General features: G+C 59.1%; 7 protein-coding genes. 6 read left to right on the forward strand and 1 reads right to left on the reverse strand.

Features of this window, described 5'->3' with window-relative positions:
• Positions 1 to 182: 182 nt before the first annotated feature.
• Positions 183 to 1,322 carry a CaiB/BaiF CoA-transferase family protein gene (locus tag Q0239_RS05010; protein WP_298599337.1) on the forward strand — a complete coding sequence of 380 codons (1,140 nt, stop codon included), beginning with the start codon at positions 183 to 185 and terminating at the stop codon, positions 1,320 to 1,322.
• Between the two features lie 72 nt (positions 1,323 to 1,394).
• Here Q0239_RS05010 and Q0239_RS05015 read toward each other — a convergent pair whose 3' ends face one another.
• Complete coding sequence (locus tag Q0239_RS05015; RefSeq protein ID WP_298599339.1) at positions 1,395 to 3,992, reverse strand: TonB-dependent receptor; 2,598 nt, start codon at positions 3,990 to 3,992, stop codon at positions 1,395 to 1,397.
• A gap of 247 nt (positions 3,993 to 4,239) precedes the next feature.
• Here Q0239_RS05015 and Q0239_RS05020 point away from each other — a divergent pair, with 247 nt between their 5' ends.
• The 5 genes from Q0239_RS05020 to Q0239_RS05040 form a co-directional block, all read left to right on the forward strand.
• Positions 4,240 to 6,435 carry a thiamine pyrophosphate-dependent enzyme gene (locus Q0239_RS05020; protein ID WP_298599341.1) on the forward strand — a complete coding sequence of 732 codons (2,196 nt, stop codon included), beginning with the start codon at positions 4,240 to 4,242 and terminating at the stop codon, positions 6,433 to 6,435.
• Positions 6,432 to 7,463, forward strand: coding sequence for an ACP S-malonyltransferase (locus Q0239_RS05025; RefSeq protein WP_298599343.1), 1,032 nt, complete (start codon positions 6,432 to 6,434; stop codon positions 7,461 to 7,463). Before Q0239_RS05020 ends, Q0239_RS05025 begins: the two co-directional genes overlap by 4 nt.
• 109 nt (positions 7,464 to 7,572) lie before the next feature.
• A complete protein-coding gene (zwf, locus tag Q0239_RS05030) occupies positions 7,573 to 9,018 on the forward strand; it encodes a glucose-6-phosphate dehydrogenase (protein WP_298599346.1) in 1,446 nt (481 codons plus the stop codon).
• Complete coding sequence (gene edd, locus Q0239_RS05035) at positions 9,011 to 10,834, forward strand: phosphogluconate dehydratase (protein ID WP_298599348.1); 1,824 nt, start codon at positions 9,011 to 9,013, stop codon at positions 10,832 to 10,834. The genes zwf and edd overlap by 8 nt, the downstream gene beginning before the upstream one ends.
• On the forward strand, positions 10,831 to 11,056 hold a 226-nt coding region (locus tag Q0239_RS05040; protein WP_298599350.1), incomplete at its 3' end, for a glucokinase. The genes edd and Q0239_RS05040, both read left to right, overlap by 4 nt.

The raw sequence follows: 11,056 nt of genomic DNA on the forward strand, positions 1-11,056 counted from the left end.
TTTTGCGCAAGATTGCCGAAAACGACTTCGGCGCATTGGGGGATACGTCAACCTTGGCCGACCCCAGCGTGGTCGATAGCCTGATCGAGGGGCGCAAAAGCCGATAACCCAAACTGGCTGCTTGCCGGCTGGCTGCGTTGAGGTTATGGCTGTTTAATCGAACGATTAAACGGAGAGATAGCATGTCCACTCGCAAAGGGCCGCTGAACGGCATCAAGGTTATTGAACTGGCTGGGATTGGTCCCGGCCCCTATGCTGGGCAATTGCTGGCAGACATGGGTGCGGATGTGATCGTTGTCGATCGTCCCGGCCCGGCTTTGCCGAAGGCGGTGGATGGTCGCGGCAAGCGCTCGATCATGCTTGATCTCAAAAAGCCCGAAGCGGTCGAAGCGCTGCTCAAGATGGTGGCGAGCGCCGATGTGCTGATCGAAGGTCTGCGTCCAGGCGTTACCGAGCGGATGGGTGTAGGCCCCGAAGCCTGCCACGCCGTCAATCCAAAGCTGATATATGGTCGCATGACCGGATGGGGCCAGACCGGCCCATGGAGCCAGATGGCCGGCCATGACATCAACTATATCAGCATGACCGGTGTGTTGAACACCATCGGCAAGGCGGGCCAGCCACCGGTGCCACCGCTCAACATGGTGGGCGATTTCGGCGGCGGGACGATGTTCCTCGTCACAGGTATTCTCGCAGCACTGGTCGAGCGTGCGACGACCGGCAAGGGCAATATCGTCGATGCGGCAATCATCGACGGAACGCACAGCCTGATGAGCTTTGTCCATGGCATGGCCGGGCTCGGCCAATGGCGCACCAACCGCGAAGGCAACCTTCTCGACGGCGGGGCACCCTTCTATCGTTGCTATGGAACGAGCGATGGCAAGTTTATGGCGGTTGGCTGCATCGAACCGCAATTCTTTGCGGCGATGATGGAGCGCCTGCCGATCGACAAGGAAGCCTATGGCGGCCAGCACGACCAGTCAAAATGGGCGCAACAGCACAAGATGCTAGAGGATGTATTTGCCTCAAAGACCCGTGATGAATGGGAGGCGATTTTTGCGCTGACCGACGCCTGCGTTACGCCGGTGCTCGATTATGTCGAGGCCGCCTCGCACCCGGCCAATGCCGAACGTAAGGCAGTGGTGAAGGACGGCAAATGGCTGCACCCGCAAATCGCCCCGCGCCTGTCGAGTCAAACGCGGGCCGACAGCTTCACCATTGCTTCGCGCGGCGGCGATTATACCGACGTCTTGGCAGAAGCCGGGCTGGCAGCAGCCGACATAGAAACTCTGGTTTCGAGAGGAGCCGTAGTTACCGGCTGATTTCCAAACCGCATAAGAAGAAGGGCCGGCCTCCATATGGAGACCGGCCCTTTCTTTTGACTATCGTCCGGATCAGAATTTGGTGCGGACGGTGATACCATACATGCGGGGTTCTTCGACGAACGCGATGCGCGAACGTGTGCCACCACCACCACGCAGTGGGGTGTTGGAGGTGATGCCGCGCGTGATTTCGTTCGAAAGGTTGGTACCCCAGACTTCAAAGGTGAAACGCTCGCTTGGATCGGTGAAGCCGAGGCGGGCGTTGATCTTGAAGTAATCTTCCTGACGATCGAAAGGCAGAGGTACGAGTGCGCCAGAAGACAAGCGTTCCAGATGCTGCGTCGATGTACGGCGGCTACCTGAATAGCTTACATTCATATTGGCGACGAGGCCCCAACCCGAGCTATTGAGGGGGCCATCGTAGGTCAAACCGGTCACCCCAGCCCAACGCGGTGCGTTGGTCAGGTCCTGTCCGCAAAGCAGCGAGACCGAGGGCAGATTCGCTGCAGCTACGCCAGCACCACAATTCTGGTCATACCGCGCCTTGGCATGGGTAACCGACGCATTGACACTGATATAGTCGTGCAAGCGACCGAACACTTCGACTTCGAAGCCCCTCGAGCGGGCACCCGCGACGTTGAACGTGGTGAACTGTACGCCGGTGAATTCCAGCACCTGGAAGTCGCTCATATCCATCTGGAACAAAGCGATGTTCGCGTTGATACGACCGAAGGTAGCCTTCGCACCAATTTCGTATGCGTCGACCTTTTCCGATGCAAAGCGAGGATCGGCGTAAATCGGAGCTACCGGTGTTGCTGTCCCGAGGCTGGCGAGAACCGCCGCCGAGTTGATGAGGTTGGCTGCAGTCGGATCGAGATTGAAACCACCTGATTTGAAGCCATGGCTGAAGCTGCCATAGAGCATCAAGTCATCATTCGGCTTGAAGGTAAGCTGCGCCGTATAGGTCAGCTCATCATCCTTGAACGTGTCCGCCCACTCACGCGGCAGCGGTAGCAGGCGGCTGGCCAATCCTCCACCAAGCGCTGCCGGTGCCGTCAAGGTTACCGGTGCCACGAACGGGAAACAGTTCAAGCCAACAAGACCGGCACGCAAAGCAGAGGGGACGAGCCCGCCCAAAACGCCATTTACGCTTGCTTGACACGCGCCATTGGTACCCGAAAGCTGGTCAAAGCTGGCAACCTTTTTCTCATCGACATAGCGTGCACCGAGTGTGAGGCTGAACTGATCTGTAAAGCTGATGACATTGTGGGTAAATACCGAGAATGTCGTTGCTTCCTGATCAAAGAGATTAACCGCATTGGCTCCCGCTGCGTTGACGGGAATCCCGCCATTACCAAGGGCGGTCAAAGTGAAAAGCGGGTTAACACCTGCTACGCTACCGAAGTTACCGGCGCTGACTGCACGCTGGAAATCACTGCCCAGCGTCATAACGCCTTGCGCGGTGATATCTTCCTTGCCGTAGAAACCACCGATCAGCCAGTCGAACTTGTCGTCAAAAGCTGTACCCTGCAGGCGGATTTCCTGCGTAAAGGTTTGGATATTGTCACCGTTTTTCGGCAAGCCCGGTAGCGCGGTGACGCCGCGACGTCCAACCGAGTAATTCAGAACCGAGACAAAATCATCCTGGCTCGATTCAGACGAGAAATCGCGATAGGAAGTGATCGAGGTCAGCTTCGCTCCGCCAAAATCCCATTTAAGTTCGCCAGAAACGCCCCATTGCTTGGCGCTGTTCAGGAACTGCTGGCCATTGGTAGACAGGTTGTTGAGTGCGCTGAAGCCCGACTGGTCAACGCCATCGTTGGTCAAGCCATGGAAAGCGAAGAAGGGCTGCAATTCGGTTTCACGAAGGATGACTGCGTCGCAGCATTTTTCATCGACCTTTGAATAGTCGGCGAGGATGCGGATGCTGATGTCTGAGCTGGGCTCAGCATAGAGCTGTCCGCGAAGCATCCAACGATCACGATCATTGCTGGTCGCACCGGTCGAGCTCTTGAGATAGCCGTCACGCTTGCGCCAGGTGCCCGAAAGACGAACTGCTGCAACATCCTGTGCGATCGGCGCGCTGACGCCTGCCTGCAGGTTCATGAAGTCATAGTTGCCATATGAAGCATTCGCAAAGCCTTCGAATTTCGAGAGGCTCGGGCGTTTGGTGGTGATGTTGAGGGCACCAGCCGATGTGTTGCGGCCGAACAGCGTACCCTGTGGACCACGCAGAACTTCGAGACGCTCAAGGTCGACAAGGTCTCCAAGGGCAACGCCGGGGCGTGATTGATAGACGCCATCGATGAATACACCGACCGAGCTTTCAAGGCCGGTATTGTTGCCGGTTGTACCGACGCCGCGGATCTTGATTGAGGTACCCTGCGTTTCGGTCTGCGAAGACTGGATGTTGAAGCTAGGCGTGATTGAAGACAGCGTCTTGATGTCGGCAATGCCCTGGCGCTCGAGTGCCTCGGGCGCAACCGCCGTCACCGCGATCGGAATATCCTGCACATCGGCTTCGCGAAGTGTTGCTGTGACAACGATGGGTTCGTTTTCGTAGGTTTCTTCCTCCGCCTGCGCATCCTGCGCATAGGCCGGAGTAATGGCAAATGTCGCGAGCATCGTGCTGCTGAGCGCAGCGGTCGCGAACTTGTTCAATCGACGCATGTACCTCTCCTTTTGCGTGTCGTAATGGCCCGCCATTTTCTGGTCTGGGCTTTATGTGGCTTCCGTACTGGGATATTCTCCTGGGGTTATCGGGAAACGGGGCAATATTAATCGCAAAATAGCGGGATCCAGCTTATTAACCGTCTGGTTAAGAATAGTTTCAGCCTGTTGCAATTTTGCAGCATAGGTGCAGCATTTAAACCCTGCCATTGTCAGGGCAGGGTTACCGGCCTAAACGCTTTTGCCTATGTTTGACCGACCCACGATTATCGATGAAGGCTTCTCCAAGCGCGTGCTCTCAGGCGACTTGCCAACATCACGCAGCAACCAGAATTTCCATGTTCCCTCGGCGCACCAACTGGTCGACCTGTTCGATAGCCAAATCATGTCGCGACATCTCGACCTTTGGGCAAGGCGTTCAAAAGGAAAGACATTCTATTCGATCGGCAGCTCGGGCCATGAAGGCACGGCTGCGATGGCGGCAACCACGCGCCAGACCGATATGGCTTTCTTGCACTATCGCGACGCCGCCTTCCTAATCCAGCGCAAGAAGCAGGCGGGCGGGCTGACCCCGCTTTACGATATGGCGCTCAGCTTTGCAGCGTCGGCTGAAGACCCGATTTCGGGCGGGCGGCACAAGGTGCTGGGTTGTGCGCAAACCTTTGTTCCCCCGCAGACCAGCACCATCGCTTCGCATTTGCCAAAGGCCGTCGGCGCGGCGCATAGCATTGGCATGGCGCAGCGGCTGAAACTCGACGATGCCGCGCTGCCCCACGACGCCGTTATCCTCTGCTCGTTCGGCGATGCTTCGGCCAACCATTCGACTTCACAGGGTGCGATCAACTCGGCCTGCTGGGCCGCCTATCAGCATCTGCCCATGCCGCTGATTTTCCTCTGCGAGGATAATGGCATCGGCATTTCCGTGCGCACCCCTGGTGGCTGGGTGGAGGCGAATTTCGCGCATCGGCCTGCGCTGCATTATATCCAGTGCGACGGGGTCGACATGCTCGATGCGCTGCGAGGATGCGAGGAGGCGGTTACCTATGCGCGCAGCCGTCGCAAGCCGGTTTTCCTGCACATGCGCACGGTGCGTTTGATGGGGCATGCGGGGGCAGACGTAGAGGCGAGCTATTCGGCATTGGAGGCAATCGAGGCCAATGAGGCGCAGGATCCGCTGCTCCACAGCGCACGCATTCTCCTGCAGCATGGTGGGCTGAGCCGTGAGGAGATTGTCGGACGTTATGAAGAGATGCGCCAGCGGGTAGAACGGGTCGCCGCCGAGGCGCTGACCAAACCGCGCCTGTCGACAAATGACGCTATCATGGCGCCGATTGCGCCCAAGGTGGGAGGCAAGGCTTCGCCGGCATTGCCGTCGGCAGAGGCGCGCGATGCCCTGTTCGCCAAGGATGCCCGCAATCTTGCCAAGCCGGTGACGCTGGCGAAATCGATCAACTTCGCGCTGGCGGATGTGATGCAACGCTATCCCAACGTCTCGCTCTTCGGTGAGGACGTGGCGCGCAAGGGTGGCGTCTATGGCGTGACCCAAGGGTTGCAGGACAAATTCGGCGCAGCGCGGGTGTTCGATACCCTGCTCGACGAACAGACGATCTTGGGCCTTGCAATTGGTATGGGGCATAATGGTTTTGTTCCGATCCCCGAAATCCAGTTCCTTGCCTATTTGCACAATGCCGAGGACCAGATACGCGGCGAGGCCGCAACGCTCAGCTTTTTCTCCAACCAGCAATATCGCAACCCGATGGTCGTGCGCATCGCCGGCTTACCCTATCAAAAGGGGTTTGGCGGGCACTTCCACAACGACAACAGCCTGGCGGTTTTGACAGACATTCCGGGCATCATCGTCGCTGTGCCGAGCTGCGCCGCTGATGCGCCTGCCATGCTGCGTGAATGTGTGCGGCTGGCCCATGAAGATGGCCGCGTTATCGTCTTTGTCGAGCCGATTGCTCTCTATCACACCACCGATCTGGCCGAGGCGGGCGATGGCGGCTGGACCGCGAACTATGTCACGCCTTCCGACGCGACACCGATCCAGCTTGGCGAACTGGGCGTTCATGGCGCGGGCAAGGACCTCGCCATAATCACTTATGGTAATGGCTATTTCCTGTCGCGGCAGGCCGAAACGGAATTGCGGGCCAAGGGTGTCGACCTGCGCATCATCGATCTGCGATGGCTCCACCCGCTTAACGAAGCGGGCATCGTGGAGGCGGTGGCATCGGCGGAAAAAATTCTGGTGGTCGACGAATGCCGTCGTGCAGGTAGCCCGTCGGAAAAGTTGATGACCATTTTTGCCGAGGCAGGGCGTGGCAATGACAGCAGCCGTCTAACTGCGGATGACTGTTTCATCGCATTGGGCCCGGCGGCGGAACTGACCTTGCCCAGCAAGGCATCGATTGTCGAAGCGGCGCTGAAGGCGGTAGGCAAATGAAGGAAAAACTGCTTGTCGTCTGCCCCGGGCGCGGAACCTATAATGCAACCGAACTTGGCTATCTGAAACGCCATCATGCAGGTGGCGGCGCGCAGGTGGCGCAACTCGACGCCTATCGCGCTGGTATTGGCCAGCAGACGATTTCGGCGCTCGATGGTGCTGAGAAATATAGCCCATCGCTGCACATGCCCGGCGATAATGCTTCGCTGCTGATCTATGCCTGCGCGCTGGCAGACTTTGCCGCGATTGATCGCGACCGGTTTGAGGTCGTCGCGGTCACCGGCAACTCGATGGGCTGGTATCTCGCGCTCAGTTGCGCAGGGGTGGTCGATTTTGACGCTGGTTCGCGGCTGGTCAACACCATGGGCGGCCTGATGCACGAAAAGGGGCGGGGCGGCCAGGTTGTCTGGTCGCTGGCCGACGCCGACTGGCGTATCGACCTGGCCAAGGCTGCTGAGGCTGATGCGATACTCGCCGAAGCCACACAAGATGGTCGCGCGGTGCATGTTTCGATCCGGCTAGGCGCAATGATCGTCTTTGCTGCGGACGATACCGGCATGAAATGGTTGATGGAGCGGTTGCCCAAGGATGACCGTTTCCCGATGAAGCTCAACTATCATGCGGCTTTCCATTCGCCTTTGCTCGACCATATTGTCCCGCTCGCCCACGCGGCGAACCCGGTCGCGGATTTTGGCGAGGGTGCGATTCCGGCCATCGACGGTACCGGCAAGATCTGGTCGCCCAAGGCGTTCGATGCGGAGGCGATCTACAATTATACGTTGGGCGCGCAGATCAACCGAACCTATGATTTCACCCGCGCGGTGCAGGTTGCTGCGCGCGAATTTTGCCCTGATCGTATCGCCGTGCTCGGCCCCGGCACCACTTTGGGTGCCCCGGTTGCGCAGGCGCTGATCGCCTGCGGCTGGCGCGGACTGAAGGGCAAGGCCGAATTTCAAGAACGACAGGCATCGGACCCCATCCTTGTTTCGATGGGCATGGCCGACCAGCGCGGCGTGGTGACTGCCTAGGGCATCGCGTTACATACGAATAAACGCATTGCGGCCCTCCTAGCCATTTGACATCGCTGCTATATGGTTGTCGAAGGCGCGCGACCATGCGGCTGGGAGAAGGACTGAAATGAGCCAGCATAGCGAGACCCTTTTGCTGTTCGGCGCGACCGGCGATCTGTCGCGGCGGATGCTGCTGCCTTCGCTTTACGCGCTGCACTCTGACGAGCTGATTGCGTCCAATCTGCGCATCTTCGGTACTGCCCGCAGCGAGCATGATGACGAAAGTTTCCGCAGCTTTGCCAAGGAAGCCTTGTGCGAATTCTTGCCAGACGACCGGAAGGATGAAGGCAAGATTGATGCCTTCCTCATGCGGCTGCACTATCAGGCGCTCGATGCTTCCAAGCCCGAGGGCTTTGCGGCACTCGCCGAAAAGATCGGCGACATTTCAGGCGGGCTTTCGATCTTTCTGTCGACCGCGCCTTTCCTTTTCGAGCCGACAATCAAGGGGCTGCACGCGGCGGGTCTTGCCGGGGACAATGTCCGCATCGGCTTAGAAAAGCCGCTGGGTAACGATCTGGCCTCCAGCCGCTCAATCAACGATGCCGTCAACGCGGTATTCCCCGAAAGCCGCACCTTCCGCATCGACCATTATCTCGGCAAGGAAACGGTACAGAACCTGATGGCGTTGCGTTTCGGCAATATGCTGTTCGAGCCGCTTTGGAACGCCAATGCGATCGAGCATGTGCAGATTACGGTCAGCGAGACCGTCGGCCTTGAAGGGCGTGCGGGTTTCTACGATGATACAGGCGCGCTGCGCGATATGGTGCAGAATCATATGCTGCAACTGGTGGCGCTCACCGCGATGGAGCCGCCCGCCAATCTCGATTCAACGGCAATCCGTGACGAAAAGGTTAAGGTTCTCCGCGCATTGCGCGCGGTTCAGGAGGGCGATGTCGTTACGGGCCAATATGGCGAAGGTGCGGTCAAGGGTGCCCCGGTCGAAAGCTATGACAGCGATCTGGGCAAGCCTTCGGACACCGAAACCTTTGTCGCGATCAAGGCCTTTGTCGATAATTGGCGCTGGCAAGGCGTGCCTTTCTATCTGCGGACCGGCAAACGCCTGGCCGAGCGGCGCAGCGAGATTGTGATCCAGTTCAAGCCGGTCCCGCATAACATCTTCAAAGATCGCGGCGGTAGGTTGGAGGCGAACGCGTTGATCATTCGCCTGCAGCCCGAAGAATATGTCCGCCTGCTGGTGATGGCGAAGGAGCCGGGGCTTGATCGGGGCGGGGTGACGTTGCGAGAGGTTCCGCTCGACCTGTCGCTGACCACTGCCTTTGCAGGATCGCGCCGCCGCATCGCCTATGAACGGTTGCTGCTTGACCTTATCGAAGGCGACCAGACCTTGTTCGTCCGCCGCGATGAGGTTGAGGCGCAATGGACATGGGTCGATGCCATACGAAAGCTATGGGCCGATACCGGCCTTAAGCCCAAAAGCTACGGTGCGGGAAGCTGGGGACCGAGTGCTGCGATCGCACTCGCCGAACGCGATGGAGTGAGCTGGCATGAATAAGCTTCATCCGGTCGTCGAGGCGGTTACCAACCGTATCATTGAACGCTCTAAACCCGGCCGCACCGCCTATCTTGATTTGATTGCCCGCGCCCGAGATGCCGGGGTCAATCGTGATGTGCTGTCTTGCGGAAATCTGGCGCATGGCTTCGCGGCTAGCGGTGATGACAAAGCCGCGATCCGTGGCGGCAAGGCGATGAATATCGGCATCATCACCGCCTATAATGACATGTTGTCGGCGCATCAGCCTTACGGGCGTTACCCCGAACAGATCAAATTGTGGGCGCGCGAGAAAGGCGCGACCGCTCAGGTCGCAGGCGGTGTTCCGGCGATGTGCGACGGGGTGACGCAAGGTCAGCTTTCGATGGAATTGTCGCTGTTCAGCCGCGACAATATCGCAATGGGCGCAGCCATCGGCCTCAGCCATGGCATGTTCGAGGGCGCATTGCTCTTGGGTCTATGCGACAAGATTGTTCCCGGCCTGCTGATCGGTGCGCTGCGTTTCGGCCATCTGCCGATGATCCTGATACCGGCCGGGCCGATGCCGTCGGGCCTTGCCAACAAGGAAAAACAGCGCGTTCGTCAGCTTTATGCAGAGGGCAAAGTCGGACGTGAAGAACTGCTCGAGGCCGAGGCCGCTTCCTATCATGGCGCGGGCACCTGCACCTTTTATGGCACCGCCAATTCGAACCAGATGATGATGGAGATGATGGGGCTCCATATGCCCGGCTCCAGCTTCTGCAATCCCGGAACCAAGTTGCGGCAGGAACTGACCCGTGCAGCCACGCATCGGATTACCGAGATCGGCTGGGAAGGCCAGGATTACCGCCCATTCGGTCAGTGCGTTGATGAAAAGGCGATTGTGAATGCGGTCGTCGGCTTGCTGGCAACCGGTGGATCGACCAACCATGTGCTGCACCTCCCCGCGATAGCACGGGCAGCAGGCATTATCGTCGACTGGCAGGATATGGACGAGCTGTCGTCGGTCGTACCTTTGATTGCGCGCGTCTATCCGAATGGCGCGGGCGATGTGAACTATTTCGCAGCGGCGGGCGGGGTGCCGTTCGTAATCCGCGAACTGGTCGAGGCAGGCCTCGCGCATGACGACATCATGACCGTCTACGGTGGCGGACTGTCGGCTGGCGCACAAGAACCGCGGATGGATGGCGAGAAGTTGGTCTGGGATGCCGCGCCTGCGCAATCAGGCGATGACAGCATTTTGCGCGGCGTTGCACACCCCTTTTCCCCCGATGGCGGCATGCGGTTGGTACAGGGCAATCTCGGGCGCGGCACATTCAAGACCAGCGCGGTCGATGAGGCACGCTGGACCATCGAAGCGCCCGCACGCGTGTTCGGCGATCAGAACGAAGTGCTGACCGCCTTCAAGGCAGGTGAACTCGATCAAGACGTTGTCGTCGTGGTCCGCTTCCAGGGGCCAGCGGCCAACGGCATGCCCGAACTCCATAAGCTCACCCCGGCGCTGGGCGTGTTGCAGGATAAGGGCTTTAAGGTCGCGCTGGTCACAGATGGCCGCATGTCGGGCGCTTCGGGCAAGGTGCCTGCCGCAATCCATATCAGCCCCGAAGCCGTGAAGGGCGGACCGTTGGGCAAATTGCGCGACGGCGATATCGTCCGACTCTGCGCCAACAAAGGCAGCCTTGAAGCGCTGGTTGATGCCGCCGAATGGGATGCGCGCGAACCTGCCAAACAACCACCTGCCGAACCGGGCGTGGGCCGCGAGCTTTTTGCCATCATGCGTCATTTCGCCGACGAAGCCGAAAAGGGTGGATCGGCGATGCTGGCGGAGGCCGGGCTGTGACCCGGCTCGTCACCGTCGACATCGGCGGCACCCATGCGCGCTTTGCTTTAGCGGAGGTTGCAGAGGGCAGGGTGGTCTCGCTTGGCGAACCCGTCACCATGAAAACCGCCGAACATGCGTCGTTCCAGACCGCATGGGAGGCGTTTGACGAGATGATCGATGAACCGATCCCGCAAGCGGTTGCCATCGCCATCGCCGGGCCGATCAACGCCGAGGTCATCA

The organism is uncultured Sphingorhabdus sp., assembly GCF_937872355.1.
Lineage (GTDB): Bacteria > Pseudomonadota > Alphaproteobacteria > Sphingomonadales > Sphingomonadaceae > Sphingorhabdus_B.